21 protein-coding genes and 4 pseudogenes are annotated in these 24481 nt (G+C 50.1%); 17 read left to right on the plus strand and 8 right to left on the minus strand.

From position 1 onward, the window contains the following. Positions 1–35 precede the first annotated feature (35 nt). The 14 genes and pseudogenes from PG722_RS12120 to PG722_RS12180 form a co-directional block, all read left to right on the plus strand. A pseudogene (locus tag PG722_RS12120) lies at positions 36–542 on the plus strand (type IV secretory system conjugative DNA transfer family protein); the annotation flags it as partial. A gap of 814 nt (positions 543–1356) precedes the next feature. Then, positions 1357–2082 carry a reverse transcriptase domain-containing protein gene (locus tag PG722_RS14060; RefSeq protein WP_201885414.1) on the plus strand — a complete coding sequence of 242 codons (726 nt, stop codon included), beginning with the start codon at positions 1357–1359 and terminating at the stop codon, positions 2080–2082. Further along, on the plus strand, positions 2079–3266 hold the full coding sequence (locus tag PG722_RS12125; protein WP_330674699.1) for a hypothetical protein: 1188 nt from the start codon (positions 2079–2081) through the stop codon (positions 3264–3266). The genes PG722_RS14060 and PG722_RS12125 overlap by 4 nt, the downstream gene beginning before the upstream one ends. Positions 3267–3368: 102 nt before the next feature. Continuing rightward, positions 3369–3917, plus strand: a pseudogene (locus tag PG722_RS12130) (type IV secretory system conjugative DNA transfer family protein); the annotation flags it as partial. Positions 3918–3964: 47 nt separating this feature from the next. Next, the gene (locus tag PG722_RS12135) at positions 3965–4180 is read left to right on the plus strand and encodes a Maff2 family mobile element protein (protein ID WP_005922889.1); all 216 of its coding nucleotides are present in this window, start codon (positions 3965–3967) and stop codon (positions 4178–4180) included. 103 nt (positions 4181–4283) lie between these two features. Next, a complete protein-coding gene (locus PG722_RS12140; protein WP_270580692.1) occupies positions 4284–5147 on the plus strand; it encodes a VirB6/TrbL-like conjugal transfer protein, CD1112 family in 864 nt (287 codons plus the stop codon). Between the two features lie 15 nt (positions 5148–5162). After that, on the plus strand, positions 5163–5588 hold the full coding sequence (locus PG722_RS12145) for a PrgI family protein (RefSeq protein WP_270580693.1): 426 nt from the start codon (positions 5163–5165) through the stop codon (positions 5586–5588). Next, a complete protein-coding gene (locus PG722_RS12150; protein ID WP_270580694.1) occupies positions 5515–7917 on the plus strand; it encodes a VirB4-like conjugal transfer ATPase, CD1110 family in 2403 nt (800 codons plus the stop codon). Before PG722_RS12145 ends, PG722_RS12150 begins: the two co-directional genes overlap by 74 nt. After that, positions 7914–8810: a DNA cytosine methyltransferase gene (locus PG722_RS12155; RefSeq protein ID WP_270580695.1), complete on the plus strand. Its 897-nt coding sequence runs from the start codon at positions 7914–7916 to the stop codon at positions 8808–8810. Before PG722_RS12150 ends, PG722_RS12155 begins: the two co-directional genes overlap by 4 nt. Further along, positions 8807–10783 (plus strand): C40 family peptidase, encoded by a 1977-nt coding sequence (locus PG722_RS12160; protein WP_270580696.1) that lies wholly within the window; start codon positions 8807–8809, stop codon positions 10781–10783. The genes PG722_RS12155 and PG722_RS12160 overlap by 4 nt, the downstream gene beginning before the upstream one ends. An 18-nt stretch (positions 10784–10801) precedes the next feature. Further along, on the plus strand, positions 10802–11053 hold the full coding sequence (locus PG722_RS12165) for a DUF4315 family protein (RefSeq protein ID WP_270580697.1): 252 nt from the start codon (positions 10802–10804) through the stop codon (positions 11051–11053). Then, complete coding sequence (locus PG722_RS12170; protein ID WP_270580698.1) at positions 11043–11765, plus strand: DUF4366 domain-containing protein; 723 nt, start codon at positions 11043–11045, stop codon at positions 11763–11765. The genes PG722_RS12165 and PG722_RS12170 overlap by 11 nt, the downstream gene beginning before the upstream one ends. Beyond that, a pseudogene (locus tag PG722_RS12175) lies at positions 11762–13219 on the plus strand (DNA topoisomerase); the annotation flags it as partial. The gene PG722_RS12170 and the pseudogene PG722_RS12175, both read left to right, overlap by 4 nt. Before the next feature lie 11 nt (positions 13220–13230). Next, positions 13231–13419 (plus strand): annotated as a pseudogene (locus PG722_RS12180) (recombinase family protein); the annotation flags it as partial. A gap of 7 nt (positions 13420–13426) precedes the next feature. On the opposite strand, the gene PG722_RS12185 reads toward PG722_RS12180, so the two are convergent. The 6 genes from PG722_RS12185 to PG722_RS12210 all read right to left on the minus strand — a co-directional run bounded on the left by PG722_RS12185 (position 13427) and on the right by PG722_RS12210 (position 18132). Beyond that, entirely contained in the window at positions 13427–15100 is a 1674-nt protein-coding gene (locus PG722_RS12185; protein ID WP_002604471.1) for a recombinase family protein, read from the minus strand. A gap of 77 nt (positions 15101–15177) precedes the next feature. Beyond that, a complete protein-coding gene (locus PG722_RS12190) occupies positions 15178–15351 on the minus strand; it encodes a transposon-encoded TnpW family protein (RefSeq protein ID WP_002604472.1) in 174 nt (57 codons plus the stop codon). 458 nt (positions 15352–15809) lie between these two features. After that, a complete protein-coding gene (locus PG722_RS12195; RefSeq protein ID WP_002604473.1) occupies positions 15810–16052 on the minus strand; it encodes a helix-turn-helix domain-containing protein in 243 nt (80 codons plus the stop codon). Continuing rightward, positions 16036–16473, minus strand: coding sequence for a sigma-70 family RNA polymerase sigma factor (locus PG722_RS12200; RefSeq protein ID WP_002604474.1), 438 nt, complete (start codon positions 16471–16473; stop codon positions 16036–16038). The genes PG722_RS12195 and PG722_RS12200 overlap by 17 nt, the downstream gene beginning before the upstream one ends. 473 nt (positions 16474–16946) lie before the next feature. Continuing rightward, complete coding sequence (gene rlmN, locus PG722_RS12205) at positions 16947–17930, minus strand: 23S rRNA (adenine(2503)-C(2))-methyltransferase RlmN (protein ID WP_002584956.1); 984 nt, start codon at positions 17928–17930, stop codon at positions 16947–16949. Between the two features lie 16 nt (positions 17931–17946). Beyond that, complete coding sequence (locus PG722_RS12210) at positions 17947–18132, minus strand: cysteine-rich KTR domain-containing protein (RefSeq protein ID WP_003431289.1); 186 nt, start codon at positions 18130–18132, stop codon at positions 17947–17949. A 398-nt stretch (positions 18133–18530) separates the two neighbouring features. On the opposite strand from PG722_RS12210, the gene PG722_RS12215 reads away from it, so the two are divergent. From PG722_RS12215 to PG722_RS12225, 3 genes are all read left to right on the plus strand, one after another. Beyond that, positions 18531–18887, plus strand: coding sequence for a helix-turn-helix transcriptional regulator (locus PG722_RS12215; protein ID WP_002584957.1), 357 nt, complete (start codon positions 18531–18533; stop codon positions 18885–18887). A gap of 201 nt (positions 18888–19088) precedes the next feature. Continuing rightward, the gene (locus PG722_RS12220; RefSeq protein ID WP_002584958.1) at positions 19089–19418 is read left to right on the plus strand and encodes a plasmid mobilization protein; all 330 of its coding nucleotides are present in this window, start codon (positions 19089–19091) and stop codon (positions 19416–19418) included. Further along, positions 19379–20713, plus strand: coding sequence for a relaxase/mobilization nuclease domain-containing protein (locus PG722_RS12225; RefSeq protein WP_002584959.1), 1335 nt, complete (start codon positions 19379–19381; stop codon positions 20711–20713). The genes PG722_RS12220 and PG722_RS12225 overlap by 40 nt, the downstream gene beginning before the upstream one ends. A 201-nt stretch (positions 20714–20914) precedes the next feature. Here PG722_RS12225 and PG722_RS12230 read toward each other — a convergent pair whose 3' ends face one another. Together PG722_RS12230 and PG722_RS12235 are read right to left on the minus strand one after the other, a co-directional pair. Then, positions 20915–21124 carry a transposon-transfer assisting family protein gene (locus tag PG722_RS12230; protein WP_002584960.1) on the minus strand — a complete coding sequence of 70 codons (210 nt, stop codon included), beginning with the start codon at positions 21122–21124 and terminating at the stop codon, positions 20915–20917. A 4-nt stretch (positions 21125–21128) separates the two neighbouring features. Continuing rightward, positions 21129–24476: a YodL domain-containing protein gene (locus tag PG722_RS12235; protein WP_002584961.1), complete on the minus strand. Its 3348-nt coding sequence runs from the start codon at positions 24474–24476 to the stop codon at positions 21129–21131. Between the last annotated feature and the right edge of the window lie 5 nt (positions 24477–24481).

The raw sequence follows: 24481 nt of genomic DNA on the forward strand, positions 1-24481 counted from the left end.
CGGCGATAACTTCAAAGGATTACCTATCACTATAGTCGGAACGGCTGTTCTACACCGCGCTTATCGGCTACATCTGGTACGAGGCCCCGGCAGAGGAAATGAACTTCACCACCCTGCTGGAAATGATAAATGCCAGTGAAGCCCGCGAGGACGACCCGGAGTTTCAAAGCCCAGTGGACCTCATGTTTGAACGGCTGGAACAGAAAGACCCGGACCACTTCGCCGTCCGGCAGTACAAAAAGTTTTTGCTGTCGGCGGGCAAGACCCGTTCCTCCATCCTGATAAGCTGCGGTGCCCGTTTAGCCCCATTTGACATCCGGGAAGTGCGGGAGCTGATGGAGGACGATGAAATGGAGTTGGACACCATCGGGGATGAAAAGACCGTGCTGTTTTTGATTATGAGCGACACGGACACTACCTTCAACTTCATTCTCGCCATGCTCCAAAGCCAGCTTATCAACCTGCTGTGTGACCGTGCGGATGATAAATACGGCGGTCGGCTGCCTGTCCATGTTCGGCTGATTCTGGACGAGTTCGCCAACAGTGTGACACGTTCTACGCCTAAAACGGTGGGAATAACCGACAAAAGCGTAGCCTAAAGTCACAAACAATTAAATAAATGTGGTTTTAGAGAACTGCATAACTGAAATCTCAAATGACGGGGTAACGCCCTGAAGGGGATTCACTAATACTCCGAATAGCGTCAGCCGAATACAGACGGTTGGGGTTATAAGCTCGGGGAAGTCGTGCGAAGCACACCCTAACGCTTAATGGCGAGGAAAGATTCGTAGAGGTACGGGTTGTGTGTGACAGTGCGGGTGGGGTTGCCATATGGTTAGAATGACCAAAAAGGCGGTCTGACAAAGATTCCGAATGTACGGCTCTAAACGAATGGCTTGCAGAAATGCAAGTGTACCAATGGGTACGCAAGCGGGGCAAAGTAAAAGTTGTTAGTGTGAAATGCCCTCTGTGTTTACAGGACACAGGTATCTTGATGGATTCGCTCGAAGATAATGCTTGCAGGGCTAAAGGAACGACCTAAGTGGCAACAATCCTAAGTTATGCGGAACGTGGAAAGCAGCCAATACGGGAGCTGACTGTATCAGCGGAAAAAGTACCGTAGTTGTATCGAAAAGGAAAGGGATTAAAAGAGCCTTTCTATAATAAGTGCATTAGTGGCTGTGAGAGTAGAGGCACAGTACCTGTGAAGCCGTAACAATAAGCGGTGGAGGGATAGCCTCAAGCCGATACTAAGATTTTCTTTCATACCTATATAGTAATCACCAAAATGGAGATTTTCATAGCTGTCGTGGTGCGACTAAGAAAAAATCATTCTCTGATAAGGAGCTGGTTACTATGGCAAAACGAATTGTAAACAAAGCAGAGCGAAATGCAGAAAGGTATGACGCTAAAGAAACAGGCTACCGATTATTTGAGGACAGCCAGAATGGAAAGACATTTGACAGGCTCATGCCGTTGATTGTGTCAGAGCAGAATATCATACTTGCATATCGAAATATCTGTAAAAACAGTGGGAGCAAAACTCCCGGCACAGATGGGAAAACGATTGTAGCGATACAGTCACTGCCCATCGAATCGGTCATTAAAACCGTCAGAAATAAGTTGAACTATTATCAGCCAAAAAAGGTTAGACGAGTTGAAATCCCGAAAGACAACGGAAAAACCCGCCCATTAGGGATTCCGAGTATTTGGGACAGACTGATACAACAGTGTATCTTACAGATACTGGAGCCGATTTGTGAAGCGAAATTTCATGAGCGGAACAATGGTTTCAGACCATATCGGTCAACGCAGAATGCAATCGCACAATGCTATAAAATGGCACAGTTGCAGAATCTGCACTTTGTAGTAGATGTAGACATTGTTGGCTTCTTTGATAATATCGACCACAGTAAGTTGATTCGGCAGTTGTGGGGAATCGGCATACAGGACAGAAAGCTGATTATGATAATCAAGCAGATGCTGAAAGCGGAAATCCTGTTCAATGACATTATAATCACTCCCGAAACGGGTACACCACAGGGGGGATTCTATCCCCACTTCTTGCAAATGTTGTATTGAATGAACTGGACTGGTGGATTGCCAGTCAGTGGGAAATGTTCAAAATCAAAGAGGGTAAAACAGGTTTAGAGTTTAACAAGACTGATAAAGAGGGAAACGTCCTCACAGTAGACAGAACGCAGAAATGGAATAAGCTGAGAGCAAAAACCGATTTGAAAGAAATGTATATCGTAAGGTATGCAGATGATTTTAAGCTATTCTGTCGGGATTATGCAATGGCGAAAAAGGTAATGTGTGCCACAAAACTCTGGTTGGCAGAAAATCTGCATTTACAGACCAGTGGAGAAAAGTCGGGTATCACAAACTTGCGGAAGAATTACACTACTTTCCTCGGTATCAAATTTAAGGTTGTACCAAAAGGCAGTAAGTGGGTAATACGTTCCCACATGGCAGACAAGAGTAAAGCAAAGGTCATTAAAAAGCTAAGTGACGTTTGGAAAGACATAAAGAATCCGAGCAAACAAAGCGAGATAGACCGAAATATAAGTCTTTATAATGCAATGGTTATGGGAATGCACAACTATTACTGTATGGCAACTATGGTATCAGCAGACTTTGCGGAAATCGCCTTTAAAGTAACGGGAAAAAGTAACGGCATGAATCATAATAACCGCTGTTACCCCATAGAACGTCAAGGCGAGATAACCAGCAAGTTTATTCAGGAAAAGTATGGAAAGTCTAAGCAGTTCCGATGGATAAAGGGAAGAATGATTATCCCTGTTGGATATGTGGCTTATGAATACCCCAAATATAAAAGGCGTGAAGTCAATAAATATGTGAGGAAGTATTCAGACATCGAAAACTGTATCAGCTACGATGTTATGAAATACATGATGGAAAATGCACATCTCTACCCTACGTTGGAGATGGCAGACAACGCTCTTTCGAGATATATCGCACAAAAAGGCAAATGTGCGGTAACGCACAATGCCCTGTCAATATCAGATATGGTATGTGTGCATATCAAACCATGTAAGGGAGAGCGAAACGACACTTACAGGAATTTGATTATCCTGTCAAAAGAGGTGTCAGAACTGGTTGGAGCAACGAATCCTGTAAAAATTGGAAAGTTGCTTAAAGACTTACAGTTGACCGAAGAAATGAAAGATAAAATCAATAAACTCCGAAAACACAGAGAGTTGGAGGAAATACAATTCGAGGACTATATAGGCACTAAAAAGTAATCTTAGTCGGTGGAACGCCGTGTGATGGGAAACTATCACGCACGGTGTGGAGCGGGGGAAAAGCCCGAGGTGGAAACGCCAGAGGCTTACCTATCGCTATTCGGGCAGATTCCCAACTTCGACAAGCTGATTGCCACCATCCGCAGCCGGGAAATCTCGGCATCCATCATTTTGCAGAGCCAGTCGCAGCTGAAAGCTATCTACAAGGATGCGGCCGAAATCATTTCGGACAACTGCGATTCTGTTCTCTTTTTGAGTGGGCGGGGCAAGAATGCCAAAGAGATCTCCGATGCGCTGGGGAAAGAAACCATCGACAGTTTCAACACCAGCGAGAACCGGGGTTCTCAAACCTCCCACGGACTGAACTATCAAAAATTAGGAAAGGCGTTGATGTCAGAGGACGAAATCGCAATCATGGACGGCGGCAGATGTATTTTGCAGCTGCGGGGTGTGAGGCCGTTCTTCTCGGAGAAGTTCGACATCACCAAGCACCCGCACTACAAGTACCTTGCGGACGCGGACAAGAAAAACGCCTTTGATGTGGACAGGTTCTTATCCACCCTGCGCCGGAAGCGGCAGCAGGTGGTCGCACAGGACGAAAGTTTTGACCTGTATGAAATTGACTTGTCGGACGAAAATGCAGTCGAATGATTTTTATTTTGAGTGCCGCAGAACAGGCGGCAGAAAGTGAGGACCTTATGGAATTTTTCAACAGTGCAGTCGATACTTTGCAGACCATCGTGGTCGGTCTGGGCGGTGCCCTGTGTGTCTGGGGCGGCATCAACCTGTTGGAGGGTTATGGACAGGATAACCCCGGCAGTAAGAGCCAGGGTGTGAAGCAGCTGGTCGCGGGCGGCGGCGTTGCCCTGATCGGCGTGACCCTTGTCCCGCTGCTGTCCGGGCTGCTGGGCTAAGTCCTGCATCGCTGCCCACAATTTTCCGAACAACTAACACTTAAAATCCTACTCCGCGCTCTCCCGCTCACATGGGAGGGCGCGGGAAAGGAGGTATCTTTGCTTGATTAGTGAGATCATCGAGAAATGGATAAAAGGCATTTTGATAGATGGCATCACGGGCAACCTCTCCGGCCTGTTCGATAACGTGAACGCCAAAGTGGGCGAAATCGCTTCGGATGTCGGCTCTACCCCGCAGGCGTGGAACAGCGGCATCTTCAATATGCTGCGCAGTCTTTCCGAAACGGTGGTGCTGCCCATTGCAGCGGCTATCCTTGCCCTTGTGATGTGCCATGAGCTTATCCAGATGATTACCGAAAAGAACAATATGCACGACTTTGACACCTCCATGTTCTTCCGCTGGATTTTCAAATCTGCTTTTGCCATCCTCATTGTCAGCAACACATGGAATATCGTTATGGGTGTGTTCGATGCCACCCAGAGCGTTGTCAACCAAAGTTCCGGCGTTATCATCGGTGAAACATCCATCCACTTTGACCGCCTGATACCCGGACTGGAATTTCAGTTGGAAAGCATGACCATCGGCAGTCTGCTCAGCCTATGGTTTCAGACCCTTGTTGTGGGCCTGACCATGAACATCCTGTCCATCTGCATCTTCCTTGTGACCTACGGCCGCATGATTGAAATTTATGTGGTCACGGCGTTAGGCCCTATCCCGCTGGCGACCATGGGCAGCAGCGCGTGGCGCAGCACCGGGCAGAACTACTTGAAGTCTTTGCTGGCGCTGGGTTTCCAAGCGTTCCTGATTATGATTGTCGTTGGCATCTATGCGGTGCTGATACGCAACATTTCGGGCGCGGCGGACATTGCCGGGGCTATCTGGGGCTGCATGGGCTACACCGTGCTGCTCTGTTTCTGTCTGTTCAAGACCGGCAGCATCAGCAAGTCCGTATTCGGTGCCCATTGAGAAAGGAGCGTTTGAATGGCGTATGTGACCGTTCCCAAAGATTTGACCCATGTAAAATCCAAAGTCTTATTCGGGCTGACCAAGCGGCAGCTGGTCTGCTTCGGCGGTGCGCTTTTAACGGGCGGACCGCTTTATTTTTTGACCCGGAACTATCTTTCCAACAGTGCAGCGGCCCTGCTGATGATTTTTGCCATGCTGCCGGGGCTGCTGTTCGCTCTGTTCGAGCGGCACGGCCAGCCCCTTGAAGTAGTGATTCAGCAAATGATTCAGTGCTGCTTTATCCGTCCCAAGGAAAGGCCCTATCAGACCAACAATGCTTACGCCGCCCTTGTGCGGCAATACAAAATGGAACAGGAGGTAAAGGCCATTGTCCAGAAAAACGATACCCCGCGAAACCGAAAAGCCCAAAAAGCTCACCCGCGCCCAGAAAAAAGAAATTGATGCCGTTCTCCGCAAGTACAAGGGTGACGGCAAGCCCCGCACGGCACAGGCCACCATCCCGTATGAGGCCATCTACCCGGACGGTGTGTGCCGCATTGGCCGCCGCACGTTCTCCAAGTGCATTGCCTTTGAGGACATCAGTTATCAGCTGGCCCAGCCGGAAACACGGACCGCCATCTTTGAACACCTGTGCGACCTCTACAACTATGTGGATGCCTCCATCCATGTGCAGCTTTCGTTTCTCAATCGCAAGGTTGACCCGGTGCAGTACGCAAAAAGTTTTGAGATTGCACCGCAGGGGGATGATTTTGACGACATCCGCGCCGAGTACACCGCCATCCTGCAAAAGCAGCTTGCCAGCGGAAACAACGGCATTGTCAAAACCAAGTACCTGACCTTCACCATCGAGGCAGACAATCTAAAAACCGCACGGGCGCGGCTGACCCGCATTGGTCTTGACCTGCTGGGCTATTTCAAGACCATGGGCTGCGCGGCGCACGTCATGGACGGGCAGGAGCGTTTGGAAGTTCTGCACGGCATCTTCCACCCGGACGGGGAACCGTTCCGCTTTGACTGGGACTGGCTGGCGCCCTCCGGCCTGTCCACTAAGGATTTTGTGGCCCCGTCCTCCCTCTGCTTCGGCACGGCCAAGACTTTTGGACTGGGCGGCAAATATGGAGCTGTGAGCTTTTTACAAATCCTTGCGCCGGAACTTTCGGATGAAATGCTGGCCGATTTTCTCAAAACGGAAAGCGGCATTCTCGTCAATCTCCATGTGCAGGCCATCGACCAGACCGAGGCCATCAAAACCATCAAGCGGAAGATCACAGACCTTGACGCCATGAAGATTCAGGAGCAGAAAAAGGCTGTCCGTTCCGGGTACGACATGGACATCCTGCCCAGCGACCTTGCCACTTACGGCGAGGACGCCAAAAAGCTGCTGAACAAATTGCAGACCCGGAACGAACGGCTTTTCATGCTGACCTTTCTTGTGCTGAATGTGGCCGACACCAAGCAAAAGCTGGGCAACGATGTGTTCCAAGCCGCAGGTGTGGCACAGAAGTATAACTGCTCGCTTGTCCGGCTGGACTACCAGCAGGAACAGGGCCTTGTGTCCAGCCTGCCGCTGGGCATCAACCAGATAAAGATTCAGCGCAGCCTTACCACCTCCAACGTGGCGGTGTTCGTGCCCTTTGTGACGCAGGAGCTTTTCCAGAGCGGCGCGGCCATGTACTACGGCATCAACGCAAAATCCCACAACATGATCATGCTGGACCGCAAGCAGGCCCGGTGTCCCAACGGCCTAAAGCTGGGTACGCCCGGCAGCGGCAAATCCATGAGCTGCAAGTCTGAAATCGTCAGTGTGTTTTTAACGACTGCTGACGATATTTTTATTTCAGACCCAGAAGCCGAGTATTATCCGCTGGTCAAGCGGCTGCATGGGCAGGTCATCAAACTTTCGCCCACCAGCAAGGACTATGTGAATCCTCTGGACATCAACCTCAACTACTCCGAGGATGATAGTCCGCTTGCCCTGAAATCGGATTTTGTGCTGTCGTTCTGTGAGCTGGTCATGGGCGGCAAAACAGGTCTGGAAGCGATTGAGCGCACCGTGATAGACCGTGCCGTGAAAGCCATCTACCGCCCCTATCTGGCGAGCCCCTGCCCGGAGAATATGCCCATCCTCTCCGATTTGCACCAAGCCCTGCTCGACCAACACTTGCCGGAAGCGGACCGGGTAGCGCAGGCATTGGACCTGTATGTGTCCGGCTCGCTGAACGTGTTTAACCACAAAACGAATGTGGACATCCACAACCGGCTTGTGGCCTTTGACATCAAAGAGTTAGGTAAGCAGTTAAAAAAACTGGGGATGCTCATTATCCAAGACCAGATATGGGGCCGCGTCACCCAGAACCGTAGCCAAGGCCGCGCCACATGGTATTTTGCGGATGAGTTTCATTTGCTCCTGAAAGAAGAACAGACCGCTGCTTATTCCGCAGAAATCTGGAAGCGCTTCCGCAAATGGGGCGGCGTGCCCACGGGCGCCACCCAGAATGTGAAGGACCTTCTTTCTTCCCCGGAGATTGAGAACATTCTGGAAAACAGCGACTTCATCACGCTGCTGAATCAGGCATCCGGCGACCGCAAAATCCTTTCGGAACGGCTGAACCTCTCCGCAGACCAGCAGAAGTACATTGATAATTCCGAACCGGGCGAGGGACTGCTGATTTTTGAGAACGTGGTGTTGCCGTTCTCAAACCCCATCCCGAAAAACACCCAGCTTTACAAAATTATGACCACCCGGCTCAGCGAGGTGGTGGAGCTATGAGCCTAACGCATTTCAGTTTGTTTTCCGGCATCGGCGGCATCGACCTTGCCGCGGAAGCAGCGGGTTTCACTTCGGTCTGTCAATGCGAGTGGGCAGCCTTCCCCGCCGCTGTGCTGGCAAGCCACTGGCCGGAGGTGCCCCGCTTTCAGGACATCACCACCGTAACAAAGGAGGCTTTCTTTGAAAAAACAGGACTTCGCACCGTCACCCTCATTTCAGGTGGTTTCCCGTGCCAGCCGTTCTCCACCGCAGGGCGGCAGCGCGGCTTCCACGATGAACGCTACCTGTGGCCCGAAATGCTGCGGGTTATCCGGGAATTGCAGCCCCGTTGGGTGCTTGGAGAAAATGTTGCTGGCTTCCTCCATATGGGGCTCGACAAAACGCTCATTGACTTGGAGCAGGCAGGTTACGATGTTCGGGTTTTCGTATTACCTGCTGCTGCCGTTGGCGCGTGGCACGAGCGGAAACGAGTATTCATCATCGGCTCCGCTGCTTCCCACGCCCCTTGCCAGCGACACCGGGGATGTGGGCAAGGGACTGGACATCCAAATCTCTGCGAACGGCAGCTACCGCAAGATGAACAAGGACGGCAAGGCGTGGACGGCGCGGCTTTCCCATGTGGTCTACCGGATGACCCCCACCACGCTGGAAAAGCCCTACCTCAACCCGGACTGGGTAGAGTGGCTGATGGGTTTCCCGCGCAAATGGACGGACATTCCCTTTGGGCCGAAGAACCCGCCGACATCCCGCGTTTGACCGAAGATGTGCCGAACCGCAGCAAGCGGATGAAAACGCTGGGCAATGCGGTTTCGCCGCCGCAGGTATTCCCGATTCTCAAATACATTGCGGACATTGAAACGGGCAGCTGTCCGATGGGAGGTGAAGAACTTTGAAAGAATTGCAGGCGAAAGCCAAAGTCACCCAGACCATGACCCGTGACGGTCTGGTGGTGGAAAATCAAGCGGACGGCACTGTAGAGAATGTTTCCAGTCGGGAAGCGGAACAGGACTACTCCACGGATGCCGAGGGCAAGGCTGAAAAAATCTTAGAACGGGCCGAGGACATCAAGGACAAGCACAAGGCAAGGAAAAAGACCAAGCAAGCTGCGGAAACCGCCGAGAGCGAAGATGGCCTGCACCGCTCTGCTTCCCGTCTGGAACTGACCGAAGAAGACCGGGCAGACCCGGCGTTGCAGCCGTTTATTCAAAAAGCGGAAGCAAAGGCTGACAAGCTGGATTCAGCCCGCGCTGCTCTGCCCAAAAAGCGTGTCCCGGTCAAGGAAAAAGTCTACGATGTTGCCAACGGCAAGGCAAAATCCACCCTGCGCTTTGAGCGGCAGGACAAAGGCCCGCCCAGCCTGAAACCAAACCCGGCCAGCCGCCCGCTATCAGAAGCGTTGCTGTTCGCTCACGGAAAAATCCATGAAGTCGAACACGAAAATGTGGGTGTGGAGGGTGGCCACAAGGGTGAAGAACTGGTGGAGCATCAGACCGCCAAGGTCATCCGCAGCGGCATCCGGCACCACAAGATGAAGCCCTACAAGGCCGTGGAAAAGGCAGAGCGTCAGCTCATGTCTGCCAATGCGGAGTATTTCTACCAGAAGTCTTTGCGGGACAATCCGCAAATTGCACAGGCGGCCAGCAACCCCATTTCCCGGATGTGGCAGAAACGGCGTATCAAACAGCAGTATGCCAAAGCTGCACGGCAGGCCGGCCAAGCCGCCGCGCAGGGTGCAGCCGCCACCGCAGAGAACGGTTTCCGGGTAACAAAGCTGGCGGCCGAGGGCGGCGAACGAGTGGCCGAATTTGCAGCACAGAACTGGAAAACCATTCTGATTGTGGCGGTGTTTGGTCTGCTGGCTCTGCTGTTGATAACGGGGTTGCAGTCCTGCACCGTGATGGCGGGCACCGCTGGAACCGGCGTAACGGCATCCTCTTACTTTTCCAAGGACAAGGATATGCTGGGTGCCGAGAAAGCCTACGCCAAGCTGGAACAAAAGTTACAACGGTATCTGGACACCTACGAGGCCACCCACAACTACGATGAATACCATTTTTATCTGGACGAAATCGAGCATGACCCCTATGTGCTGATCTCGATTTTGTCCGCGCTCCATGATGGCGTTTTTACATTGGCCGAGGTGCAGGGCGAACTTGAAATGCTCTTTGAAAAGCAGTACATCCTGACCGAGACCGTGACCATGCAGATACGTTACCGTACAAAAATGATGGTCATTATTGGCCCGTATGGTGTGCCGCAGGTTATCACCTATCAAGAACCGTATGAATACTACATCTGCACGGTCAAGCTGAAGAACAAGGATTTATCCCATCTGCCCGTGGAAGTACTGACCGAAGAACAGCTTAGTGCCTATTCGCTCTATATGCGCACGCTGGGTAACCGGCCGGATTTGTTTGGCAAAGCGCAATACCCCAATGCGTCCACCATCAAGCAGCCCACCTACTACGATATTCCCCCGGAAGCGCTAAAGGATGATAGGTTTGCCGCTATGATGGAGGAAGCAACAAAGTACATCGGCTACCCGTATGTGTGGGGCGGCAGTTCGCCCAGCACCAGCTTTGATTGCAGCGGCTACATTTCGTGGGTGTTGAATCACTCCGGCTGGAACGTGGGCCGCCAGACCGCACAGGGCCTTTACAACCTCTGCACTCCTGTTTCGACGGCGCAGGTCAAACCGGGCGACCTTGTGTTTTTCAAGGGAACCTACGATACCCCCGGCGTGAGCCATTGCGGCATCTATGTGGGCAATTCCATCATGCTGCACTGCGGCGACCCCATCTCCTACACGAACATCAACTCAAAATATTGGCAGGAACATTTTTACAGCTATGGGCGTTTACCGTGACGCCAGAAAGGATTTTGTATGGTAAAAAGACTTTCCCGCATTGAGCGCGATATTGAACGGCTCAAAGAAAAAATCTCTGAATACCAGCAGCAGTTGAAAGAACTGGAAGCTGCAAAGACCGAACAGGAAAATTTGCAGATCATTCAGTTGGTGCGCAGCATGAACATGAAGCCGGACGAGTTCGCGGCCTTCCTGCGCAGCGGTGCGCTGAACGCTGCACCCACCGTCACCCCGTACCACAAACAGGAGGATGCCGCCGATGAAACCTGATAACTGGAACCGCTTCGCTGCCGGACTGCTGACTATCCTGTTCTGCCTCTGTTCGTTCTCCATGCCTGCTTTTGCAAGCGGCTCTGACCCAGCCCCGGAACCTCTGCCGGAGATTATCGAAGAAGAACCGACTACGGGCGGCATGGAGCCGGAGGGCGTGTCCATCACGCCCAAAGGCAACGCAACACTGGTGGATGATTTTTACGGCGACAAGCAGCTTATCACCGTGACCACCAAGGCCGGGAATTATTTTTACATTCTCATTGACCGTGCCAACGAGGACAAGGAAACGTCCGTTCACTTCCTGAACCAAGTGGACGATGCCGACTTGCTGGCCCTGCTGGATGAAGAACCGCAGGCCGCCGAAGTCTGTACCTGCACGGTGAAATGTGAGGCCGGAAACGTCAACGAAAACTGCCCCTTGTGTGAAAAGAGCCTGCGCAACTGCACGGCCCCGGAAGCGGTGAAAACCGACACCGAAACGCCGCAGGAAAAGCCCAAGTCCAACATGGGCAGTCTGATGATCCTGCTGATGCTGGCTCTGGCGGGCGGTGGCGCGGCCCTCTATTATTTCAAGTTCCGCAAACCCAAGGCCGACACCACCGGGCACGATGATCTGGACGAGTACGATTTTGGTGAGGATGAGGATGCAGACGAGGAACCGGCTGAAATCGAAATTCATTCAGAGGACGGACAGGAGGACGAAACATGAGTTTTCAGCTGGTGATTGCCGAAAAGCCCAGTGTAGCCCGCAGCATCGCCGCCGTGATCGGGGCCGATGAAAAGCAAAACGGCTACTGGCAGGGCGGCGGGTATCTTGTCAGCTGGTGCATCGGGCATCTGGTGTCCTTTGCGGAAGCGGGCCAGTACGATGAAAAATACTGTAAGTGGCGGTATGAGGATTTGCCCATCCTGCCCCAGCCGTGGCAGTTCATCGTACCGGACGAAAAGAAACCGCAGTTTGAAATCGTCCGCGCCCTGCTCAACCGCTCGGATGTGGACAGTGTGACCGCCGCGACCGACGCAGGCCGGGAGGGAGAACTGATTTTCCGCTTCGTCTACCAAATGGCCGGCTGCACGAAACCTGTGAAGCGGCTCTGGATTTCCAGCATGGAGGATGCCGCTATCCGGGAGGGCTTTGCAAACCTGCGCCCGGATTCGGATTATGATGCTCTGTATCAATCGGCCCTCTGCCGTGCAAAGGCGGATTGGCTGGTGGGCATCAATGCAACGCGGTTGTTTTCGGTGCTGTACCATAAGACCCTGACGGTGGGCCGGGTGCAGACCCCGACACTGAAAATGCTGGTGGACCGGGATGCAAAAATCCTGCGCTTCCAGAAAGAAAAGTATTATACGGTCGGCATCCAGTCCGGCAGTTTGAAAGCGGGCAGTGGACGCATTGCCAGCATGGACGAGGCCGACACTTTGAGACAAGCCTGTGCCGGGGCATCTGCTATCTGTTCTTCTGTCAAGCGGGAGAAAAAGACAGAACAGCCGCCCAAGCTCTATGACCTGACCACCTTGCAGCGGGAAGCAAACCGTCTGTTCGGTTTTACCGCAAAACAGACCCTTGATTACGCCCAGCAGCTTTACGAAAAGAAACTGCTGACCTATCCCCGCACGGACAGCCAATATCTGACCGAGGATATGGGCCAGACGGTACAACATCTTGTGTCTGACCTGCTGAGGCTGCTGCCCTTTGCCCAAGGACTTGCGCTGACTGCGGAAGTAGGCCGAGTGCTGAACAGCAAAAAGGTATCGGACCACCACGCCATCCTTCCCACGGCCGAATTTGTAAAACAGGGCTTCACCGGCCTTGCGGAAAGTGAGTGCAAGCTGATGAACCTTGTCTGCTCCAAGCTGCTCTGCGCTGTGGCTGCACCCCATGAGTACGAAACTGTGACTGCTGTGTTCTCCTGCACCGGGAACGAGTTCACCGCCAAGGGAAAGACCGCGCTTGTTCCCGGTTGGAAAGAAATCGACCAGCGGTTCCGCTCCACCCTGAAAGCAGATACCGAGGAAGAAGTGCTGAACACCCTGCCGGAACTGGCCGAGGGACAAAGTTATTCTGTTGTATCTGATATTTCGGAACATTTCACGTCCCCGCCGAAAGCCTACACCGATGTGATATTTTGTGAGCGTAAGGAGTGGATAGGAATTGAAGAAAGGAGTTCAGCATGAGAAGAAAAAAAGATAAAAGCAATGGCATTACTGCTTTGTATGAAAGACTGTCTCGTGATGATGATAATGCTGGAGAGAGTAACAGTATCGTTCATCAAAAGCAAATGCTTGAAGATTATGCTATAAAACATGGCTTTACGAATCTTGTTCATTTTACCGATGATGGTTGGAGTGGAGCGACCTTTGCTGGGGTTAGATAGCGATACTTTTTACATCTACCATGTTGCGGCGGTCATGGTTGACAACTTGCGTCGGCTCCTGCTCGGTATCAACCTGTCCGACAAAGCTATAATGGATTTCGATTTTCCGGGTGTTGGTTTCCCGGTCTAATTCATGTATCAAAATACGGTCGATAAACTCATGGACGTTTTCATAGGTCAATTCCTGTATGTCGCTGTATTTCCCGACAATCTGAATAAACCTTGATATATCCCTTTTTCGCTCGGTAACGGTTGCGATCTGCTGTTGTAACTCGTCTATCCTTGCGGCAAGGGATTTCTTTTCGTCCTCATAGCCGGAAGTTAGAAACACAAACCGTTCATCTGTCAGTCTGCCTAATGCGTTGTCCTCATACAGCTTGCGGAAAAGCGTGTCAAGTTCGGTCATACGCGCCTGTGCTTTGAAAAGTTCCTTTTGCTGCTGCGCTAATGCCTTTCTCGCTTCCATGTCGCCGTACTCGGTAGCTTTACAGATAAAGTCCTGTTCGTGTTCCTTAACATACCGCAAAACCCGCCGCATATCTTCCAGCACTAAATCAAGAAGTACGTTTTTGCGGATATAATGAGAGGTACACTCGCTGCCTGTCCTTGCCCTGTTGCGCCATGCGCCGCAAGAATAGGAAAACTTGCGCGGCTCGATATTTACGCCCTGTTGGTAATACATCTTATGTCTGCAACCAGCGCAAAACAGCAAGCCGGAAAAAATATCAATCTCCGCTGCTTTTGTCGGGCGGTGGCGGGTAGCAATCCGCTTTTGCGCAAGTTCAAAGGTTTCCTCGTCAACAAGCGGCTCATGGGTGTTTGGGAAGAAATAGCGTTGTTCTTCTTCGTTCTTCCGGGTCTTTTTCGACTTGTAGGATACCTTGTGAGTTTTCGCGGTTATGGTATGCCCTAAATATTCCTGCCTTGCTAATATGTCATAGAGCGTTTTGTCCGGCCAAGTATAGGGGGCGATCATTGCCCGCTGATACCGCGCCTGTCCTGTACGCTGATAGCGCAACGCTCCAATCGTCAAGACTTTGTTTTCCGCAAGCCATTTTTGGATTTCGCACATACGCACGCCGCTAACAAACATAGCGAAAACCTGTTTGACAATCGGCGCGGTTTCCGGGTCGGGTATAAGGTGGTGGCGGTTGTTCGGGTCTGGGATATAGCCGTATGGATATTCCCCGTTGACGCGCTCGCCTTTTTGCGCCTGTGCCTGTTTAACTGCGCGGATTTTCTTGCTTGTGTCGCGGGCGTAAAACTCGTTAAACCAGTTCCGCAAGGGGGTAAACTCGTTATCCTCCCGCGCTGTGTCAACTCCGTCGTTGATCGCGATATAGCGTACTCCGTTTTCGGGAAATACAATCTCTATGAGTTCGCCCGTTTTCAGATAGTTTCTGCCAAGACGGGAAAGGTCTTTGGTAATGACCGTCGCCACTCGTCCGGCTTCCACTTCCTGCAACATCGCTTGCAGCCCCTCGCGCTCAAAACTCACGCCGGAAAATCCGTCGTCCACAAAAAACTTTGTGTTCAAAAAATGGTGTTCGTCCGCATAGCGTTGAAGTATCATTTTTTGGTGCTGTATGCTTCCGCTTTCTCCGGCTTGCATATCCTCTTGACTTAAACGGCAGTAAAGGGCGGTGATTTTATTCGACTGTAACATTAGTCCTCCTTTCCGACAGCCGAATAAACAGGTATAATGTGTTGCTATCATTATACCATATCCCGCCGCCTAATGCACTACTCGGACGCTAAAAATCCCGGATTTCCGGGCTTTTTCTGCAAATCCTTTACAATGAGTTTCTCAATCTTTTTATGGATTGTATCGGTTGCCTTTTCACTCGGCAACGCTTGAACAAGATAGGTGATTTTCCCTATTTTGCGTTCGGTTGTAATTGTCTGTTTTTTATCCATTAGAAAAACCTCCTTTTCCTGTATGGATAAACTATATTCGTCAAAAGGCAAAAACGGGCGGTTGTTAGCTGCAACCTCACGGGAGTTTCACCCCGGCCCATGCTTATGGGTGCGCCGCGCAATACTTTGAGGGTGTTCAACGCGGGAGTATCATTGTGCCGCCTTGTATGTCGTCGCCCACAAGCTGCTAAACCTGTTTTACGGCGCGGTAGTTCTCGCTCGGCTTTTCCCCTATGGGGAAAAGCTGTCATGGCGTACCCGCCGACTGGCTCGGTACAGACGGAATGTACCCGTTTGCCTGTTATGCTGCGCACCAAAGGCCGCTTTCTTTGTCAAAGAACAATAGGCTTTGTCGGCCTGCAAAAGCACATCAACAGCGGATATGCTTTTGCGGAACGACAAATAGCCCATAACGGGAAGCGTGGAAAGGGGACACGCTCCCCGCATGGGCTAAAAGATTATCCTACATGAAAAGCAAGGGTGCGGGTAATAAGGCGCACTTGCAGCCTGTTACGCATTTCCTCGTCCACATAGGAATAGGTATTGCCCGCGTCGTCTTTCAGCGTGCGGGTACAAAGTTTCGCTATGTAACCCTCGTAGTGCTTCAAGATCGCGCACATGGCGGTTGTGTCGCCGTTTGCCGCTGCGGAAATGACAGGGAACGGCAACAGATTTTCAGACTTCCTAACGGTATTCATCATCTGCTTTTCCCTCCAAATACTGTTTGATTTTCGCAAGCGCGGATTTCCTGTGCCGGAAAACCGTCGTGCGTACAACATTCAGCAGTTCGCCAATTTCCGCGTCGCTCATATCCAAGAAGTAGGACAAAAGGATAATGTCGCGTTTCCTTTCGGGCAAAGCGTTAAGGGCTTCGGCAAGCAGTTCATTTTTGACGAGTACATCAAAGCCGGACACTTGAAAACGGAAATAATCGCTTTCGTATTCGTCCGTTGTGAAAAGCTGCGCGAGTTCGCTTTCGCTCAAATCCGAAAAAGTAACTTCGCGTGCTGCGCGTTTCGCAAGAGTGCGGCGGTGGCTTTTCGCTTCGCCGACCAAAGTTTTCTTTGCTAATGCGTCGTACTGATGTTGTATTCTTTCCTTGTCGGAAGAAGATAGCTCCATAGAGTTCACCTCCTTCCCGCGTGGAGTAGAGGACGGGAGTTAAGGGCTTGTCCTCTCTGCCCCTTTCGCTCCGTACCCGTTCGGGAGATGGCTCTTGAGTGCGCTTTTCAGAAAAAAGTTGAAAAAAGCAAAATGCGCCCGTCCGCAAGACGCGGACGGGCGCAAAGGAAATGTAAGCAGTAGCTAAATGTATTGACAGTTCACATTCATAGCCGGAATATCCCGCTTGCGGAGCATAGCTTTTTTTGACCGCAAAGCATTAGGCGGGTTACAGTAAATAAAAATGGACACGGCGATACCTCCCCGATACCGCCGTATCCTTAAAAAAGGGCGACTTTAATACACTACCCGCAATCCATTCTATAATAGGGAACAGCGGCTTTTGCGCAATATTAAATAAAAAAGCCGATAACACATAGGTTTTTTGACCTAATGCGTTATCGGCTCTGCGTCTATGCGTCTGGCACTTTTAATCATTTTTTTTTGAATTTATTATATGTGTTAGCTAACTGTCCACAAGCCGCGTTAATCTCTCTGCCATGAGAAACTCTCATAGTAACTTCAAGTCCTGCTTGCTCTAATTGATGTTTGAATGCAACTATTTCCCGTTTCTGTGGTGCTTTAATTCTTGAATTGCTTGTTGGGTTGTATTGTAACACGTTAATCATAACTTTTTTGCCCCGAAACCATTTTGCAAGTTGTCTTACATCTGAGGGCCGGTCATTTATACCCGGTAAAAGCAAATACGCAAAGACAATTTTGCGATTATGCCTTTCAGAATAGGATAAGGCTTGCTTAACAACATCTTCAATAGCATATATGCGCATGTGAGGAATAATACGATTTCTTGCAGATTGTGTTGCTGCGTGTAAAGATATTGTCAACTGAATTTTAAGATGTTCCTCGCGCAATTTTTTTAATTGATCGACCGGACCAACTGTTGATATGGTAATGCCGTCGGTTGGAAAGTTGAGCCCATATCTATCTCGGAGAATATGGATTGCTTTTATCAAGTTGTCATAATTGAATAAAGGCTCTCCCATACCCATAAAAACGATACGGTTTACTTTTCGACGCAACAATATAATCTGTTGTACGATTTCTGACGATGTTAGATTACGAACAAAGCCATTTCGCCCGGACTCACAAAAAATACAACCAACAGGACAACCGACTTGTGTGCTCACGCAAACAGTTCCACCATCTCGCCGCTTGATAAAAACCGTTTCAATGTATTTGTTGTCTTTCAGTTCGTAAACATACTTTTCAGTATCACTGCTTTTGCAAATATTTTTTACCAACATTGATAGATTTTTTTTGCGTGGTAATTGCTTATATAATTCTTCATATAAGGCTTTTGCTTCATTCTCGCCAATAACTTCCGACATTTCTTTGTAAGTAAATCCGTATGGATCATTCCGTACTTCCGCAGGCGTATATTTAGGTAAACGTTTCATTTTTATATCCTTTCTTCTAAATAATAAAAGTTTGTTTTTCTGTATTTTTGATTACAATCTCTAATTTTTCTACATCAATGATATGCGTCAATTTGCATTTAGGGCAGAAAAGAGGAAAATCTTTTAATACAGTATTATGAAATACTTGAACTCTCGTCTTTCCGTTACAAATCGGACATTTTATCCAATATTTTTTAAGCATTATATTTCACTCGTCCTTTTTACACAAAAAAATGCAGGTCAATCCTCAACATGAGCATTGACCTGCATTTATAATGCACAGAGCAGTACAACAAAACTAAGGCATAGCTTGCACTATGTCTATACTATATCTATACGTCGTTAGTTTTTTGTATAGCATCCGCAAAATAAGCATGACAAAAAAGCCCATGTTGAAAATGGGAAAATCCTTTTTTTCAATGCTTATCTAATACGCATGCTATGCAACATAAACGCCGCCTCCTTTTACATAAATTTTATTTTATCAGAAAATCAGTCTACTGTCAATACACAACAGGAAGTATTTAACCTAATGATATGAATTGTGTGGACATATCCAAAAAGAAAGGTGAACTGTAAAATGTAACAGGGTGAATGAAAATGGCAAAAAGACCCGTACCATTGTACGACTTTAAGGCTTTCGGGGCAGCTATAAAAGCCGCGAGAAATGAATACGGCGAGAGCCGCAAAAAGGTAAGCGACGAGTTATATATTTCCCCGCGCTACCTTGCGAATATCGAGAACAAGGGACAACAGCCGAGTTTACAGGTATTCTATGACCTTGTAACCCGGTATCATATTTCGGTAGATCAATTTTTCTTCCCGAACAGCAATGCGGAGAAATCCACCGGGCGGCGGCAGCTTGACGCGCTGCTGGACGGTATGAGCGATAAAGGCATACGGATTGTAACCGCAACAGCAAGGGAGATAACGGAAGTCGAAAAAGCAGAGGATTAACCTCACAATATGAGAAATCGGGAGATTGCAGCGCATGGCGGCTGCAATCTTTTTTTGCGTCCAAAATCAAAGGAACGCGCAACAAATACCGCCTTTCGGTGGGGGTATGGAGTAGATAGCAAGCACAGCAAACGAGTACCCGTTTGCGGAAAATGCTTGTTGGGATAATCCCAAACCCTTATACCGAAAGGCGGTGCGGAAATGGAAAACCGAAAGAGAAATATACAGATGAAGTTTTACGTTACGGAAGAAGAAAAGCGGCTGATCGACGAGAAGATGAAGCAGCTTCCCATAAAGCAGTATGGGGCATACTTCCGTAAAATGGCGATAGACGGGTATATTCTTGTCGTTGACCGAAGCGACACAAAAGCATATATCCGGGAACTGCAAGCGGTGAGCCGGAACATCAACCAAATTGCAAAACGCGCCAATGCGACGGGGACGGTTTACAGGCAGGATATAGAGGACATTAAAAAGGCGGTGGACGAGATATGGCGGTTACAAAGACGCACCCTATTAAATCAACCTTAAAGGCTGCGATAGACTATATCTTAAATCCCGAAAAGACAGACGGGAAGCTGCTTGCGTCCTCTTTCGGCTGCGGGCTGGAAACCGCCGATATTGAGTTTGCATGGACGCGGGAAGCTGCCGGAGATCGCGGCACACATTTAGGGCGGCACTTGATACAATCCTTTGCGGTGGGAGAAACCACACCGGAAGAAGCGCACAAAATCGGCATGGAACTTGCCGGGGCGGTATTAGGCGGCAAGTATGAGTTTGTTTTGACAACTCACGTCGATAAAGACCATCTGCATAATCACTTGATTTTCAACGCGGTTAGCTTCGTTGACTACAAAAAGTACCATTCCAACAAGCAAAGCTATCACTTTATCCGGCGCACCAGCGACAGGATATGTAAAGAGCATGGGCTATCCGTCGTCGTACCGGGACAGGACAAGGGAAAAAGCTATGCAGAATACACCGCCGAAAAGCAAGGGACAAGCTACAAAGCAAAGCTGAAAACGGCGATAGATACTCTCATTCCCCAAGTGAAAGATTTTGACGAACTGCTGCGCCGCTTGCAGGAAATGGGGTATGAAATCAAACAGGGCAAATACATTTCCTTTCGCGCTGCCGGACAGGAACGGTTTACCCGCACAAAGACGCTCGGCGCGGCCTATACGGAAGAAGCGATAAAGGAGCGTATCAAGGGCGTGTATGTTGCCAAAACAAAAACGCTGCGGGAAGATAAGAAAATCCGGCTTGTCGTCGATCTTGAAAACAGTATCAAAGCCCAACAGTCGGCGGGCTATGAACGGTGGGCAAAAATCCATAATCTGAAACAGGCTGCTAAAAGCATGAACTTCCTAACCGAAAACAAGATTGAGTATTATAGCGAACTTGAAAGCAAGATAGCCGATATTATGACCGCTCATGACGCGGCGGCAAAGGCGGTTAAGGAAGTGGAACAGCGTATGTCTGATTTGTCGCTGCTTATCAAGCACACCACCACATACCGACAGTTAAAACCGATTTACGATGAATACCGAAAATCGCCGGACAAGGAAAAGTATCTGCGGGGGCATGAAAGCGAAATTATCCTGTTTGAAGCTGCGGCAAGGGCATTAAAGGAAATGCAGATAAAGAAGCTGCCCGATCTCGCCGCGCTGCGCAAGGAGTATAGAAGCTTAAACGACAGGAAAACCAAATTGTATGAAGATTATCGGCAAGCCAAGAAGCAAATGCAGGAATACGGCGTTGTCAAAAAGAACGTCGATAGTATTCTTTACCCGTCCCAAAGCAGGGCGCGGGAGCAGGAGCGATAAGGCGCAAAACATGGGGTGGCAAGTGGAATGTTAAGGGCTGAAAACGCCTGTGTTTCTGCGGCTTCCAGCGCATGAAAACGACATAGACGATAAAGTATATTCAAACCCGCAAAAACGGCTTTCTAATTGTCCACGCAAGGACAAAAAAAGAACAGGGGCGCGGTGCCGGAAATCGGCAACCGCGCCCCTGTTCTCTATGGGCTATTCCTCGTCGGTCAAGATAAACTCCCTTTCGGAAAACTCGCTGTCCGTCATGGCTTGCAGCTTGTTCACCGCTGCGGCGGCAAGCTGGCGCATATCCTCGTCCATGTAGGGCATGGCGGCAAGGATATTTTCAAGCGTTGTTTCCCGGCTGTCCTCGGCGTAGATCGCAACAATGTTTTCTTCCTCAATGGTAAAGCGGGTATTCATGCTATCAAACCTCCAAATCCTTTTTATGCTCTTTCTGTTTATCTTTCGGCTGCTGCGCCGCCTGTTTCTTGTATTCGTCCAGCTTCTTCAAAATGGACGGTTTTTTCTGCGGCTGTTCCCGTTTCTCGGCTTTTACCGCTTTTGCAAGGTCGGTAACGGAAATCGCTTCCCCCGCCTTTGCCCGCTGCTCAAAATCTGCAACGGTGGGCGTTTGCGGCGTATTGTTGATAAGCCCGTCAAAATTGTTGTCGTTCTGCTCTATGGTGTCCTCGACGTGCTTTAAGGGATTATCCCGCTGCGGCTGCTCGGCGGCTATGGCATAAGCCTGTGTGCCATTCCCCATAATGAGATACTTCCCGTCCTCCGACGCATGGTGAAAACCAAATCCCGCCGCTTCGATCTGTTCACGGCTCATATCGGTAATATGAAAATTGCCCCTCGGCGTTCTAACGGTTTCACCCGTCAAAAGGCTGTCGGGGGTCGCTTCCGGCTGCTGCTTTTCAAGCTGCCCGTCCTTGTAGGAATATCCTTGCGCCGCGATTGCTTCAAGGGTCTTGCCCGTAACGTCGCCATAAATCCGCTTGTCTGCGTCAACCAGCATTTGCAAAGTGTCTTGTACGGTGTCGGACAAGGCTTGCTGCTGTTCGGGCGGCAGCTTGTCAAATACGGGGGTCTGCTGCTCCTGCAAAAACTCCGGCACTTGCTGAAAACCGATACTGTCTACATAGTGGGCGGTGTCCTCGTCGTTCTGATGAAGCACAACAATGTCGGAAACGGAAAGGCTATGCCCCTTAAAGTCGGCGGGGTGGTCGATATTAAACCTTTCCCAAATGTCGCCCAGCGTCATATCCTTTGTAAGCGGTGCAGTATAGACGAGTTCATAATTTACCCGGTCAATGGTAAGTCCAGCCGCTTGCAGACGGTCATAAGGCTCAAAGCGCAAGTCCCTTGTTTCGTCCCCGCGCTTTAACTGATAAATGGAAAAGGTATCGCCCTGCTCCTGCTCGGCTTGCCGCTGCTGCTGCAACTCGGTAAAATGCCCCTCAATCTCGGTAATGAGTTCCTTTGCGGTGGTCTGTATTGTTTCAAGGGACGCTTTTAACTCGGTCATTTCCTTGCCGCTGCTCCAACCAGCCACATAGCCGAAAGAGTAATCGGAAGTATCAAGGCCGAAATGCTGGCAAACCGTATAAGCGACGCTTTCCGCTTCTACCTCGCAGGTATGGCGGTCAACGCGGTTTTGCTGCTCCGGCGGGGCGTTTAAGTCTACGTCGTGCAGCTTCGCATGGGCGATTTCGTGAATGGCGGTCTTTACCGCCTGTAATTCACTCACGCCCTCTTTGATTGCAATACGCTTGTCGGTCAAACTGAAATACCCATTTGCGCCGTTTGTGATCTGCTCAAATGCAATCGGGACGGGGGACGCTTTTTCAAGGGCGGCGAAAAAATCCTCGTACTGCTCCACATCGGCAAGCAGCGGTTTAACGGAAAGGTCGGGAAACTCCTTGCCCTCGGTCTGCGAAATATCAAAGACGGTTATAACCTTAAAGGCGGGGACGGTGATTTCCTTTTCTTCCTTTACCACTTTTCCCTCGCGGTCAAGCATGGGCTTTCTCGTTTCGGGGTCGATTTTATCAACCAGCTTTTTCACCTTGTAGGGCGCGGGGGCAAAGATTTTAATGCCTTTCTCGCCTTTCTTTACATGGCGGTCAAACTCCTTTTCCCATTGACGGAAGCCCATTACCAAATTGCCGCCCTGCATAGCAATTAGGATAGTGTTATTCAAACTATAATCATGGAACTTTGACATAGCGGTTAGAAACTCTTTGTAGCGGTCGCTGTCAAAAATCGCCTGTACGCCCTGTTCCAAACGCGCGGTGATCTCCTTTACCTTTTCGGCGGGCTTTTCGGAAGTAAGGATAATGGGGACGACGGGGCGGGGCTGCTGCGGCTCTGCGGCCTGTGCGTCTGCTTGCTGCGTTTCGGCTGCGTCCATATAGGCTTTGTCCTGTTCGCCGCGCTCCGGCTGCGGGTAACTCATAATGCGGTATTCTTCCGGCACTTCGCGCCCCTCAAACTGCCGTTCCCACTCGTCGCCGCTTTCCACGATATAGCCGTACTCGGTAAACGCGCCTTTTTCCTGCGCGGCAGCGTTCCTGCCAAAAGTAGAAAGGTCAATGCCGCCTTTCCATTCTTCGGGCATTTGTACCATGCCGGATTGATTTAAGTAATAGTCGCCCAAATCGTGGTAGTTATGTACTTCGGGGATATGGACGTAAAAATCCACGTTGTAGGTGAAGTCAATTACCTGTCCAATATTTGCAAGCCCGTTTTTCTGCTGCAAAGCTGCGTTCAGCTTGCCAACCTCGGCGGGGTCAAGCTGTTCGAGCCGCGCCGCAAGAAAATTGAGTTCGTCCACGTCGGCGGCGCATACCATTTCATAAGGCAAGGCAATATGTTTCTCCGGGTCGTCGGAATAGCCGCGAATGGAAAAATCCTGCGGGTTGTCGGCGGTAATGCCGACGTTCCGCATAGCTTCGTGCAACTGCTCCTTTGTGGCGGGCATATCCAACCAATAGCCGCCGGGGTCGCCCGCGTCAAAGCGGCTGCGGTTGCCTATCATAATAGAAAACTGTTCGCTCATGTGTTCACGCTCCTTTTCCTGCCCGGTATTTTCGGGGATAGCTGCCGCCTGTTGCTGCTGCGGGGGTTCTTCGCCCTCTATGGTGTAGTCCGGCATGAGCATACCGTTTACTTTGAAATAGTCGGCGTACTCCTGCGGGATAGGCGGGGAGATTTCCGTAAACAAGCGGTCATACGCTTTGATACGCCCATTCAGATACTTTTCCATAGCTGCCTTGTCGGTGAAAACCTTTCTATCTTGTCCGGCAATCTTCGCTTGGGTTCTGCTTGGGCTGTTGGTGCGCACGCTCCATGTAAGCGTCCATGAATACGGGATAGATTTCTGCGCTTCTTTGTCGTAGCGGGTATTCTCGTAAATGTAGTAATTCATCTGATATACCCGATTGCTGCGAATATGGCGGTTATGCTCGGTGGTCTGCCACTCGTTAGCGGTGTGCTGGACGTGCGGCGTTCTCACATATTCAAGTGTTTTATCCAGCAAAAGCGTTCTTCCCGCCTGTTCTTCCCATGCGGCGGCGCGTTCTTTAAGGTCGTCAAAAATCGCCTGTTCTGCCGCCGCGCTTTCGCTGCGCATGGAAAGTAGCTGCGCAATCGGCAAGGAAGCATAAGGGGCAATCTCCCTGTCCTTTGCTTCAAAATATATCCGGCGTTCTATCCGCATGGTTTCGGCGGCTTCTAATTTGTCATGGTCGTATGAGGAATACGGCATATTCT

This window comes from Butyricicoccus sp. OF27-2pH9A (assembly GCF_027693185.1).
GTDB lineage: Bacteria > Bacillota > Clostridia > Oscillospirales > Butyricicoccaceae > Agathobaculum > Agathobaculum butyriciproducens.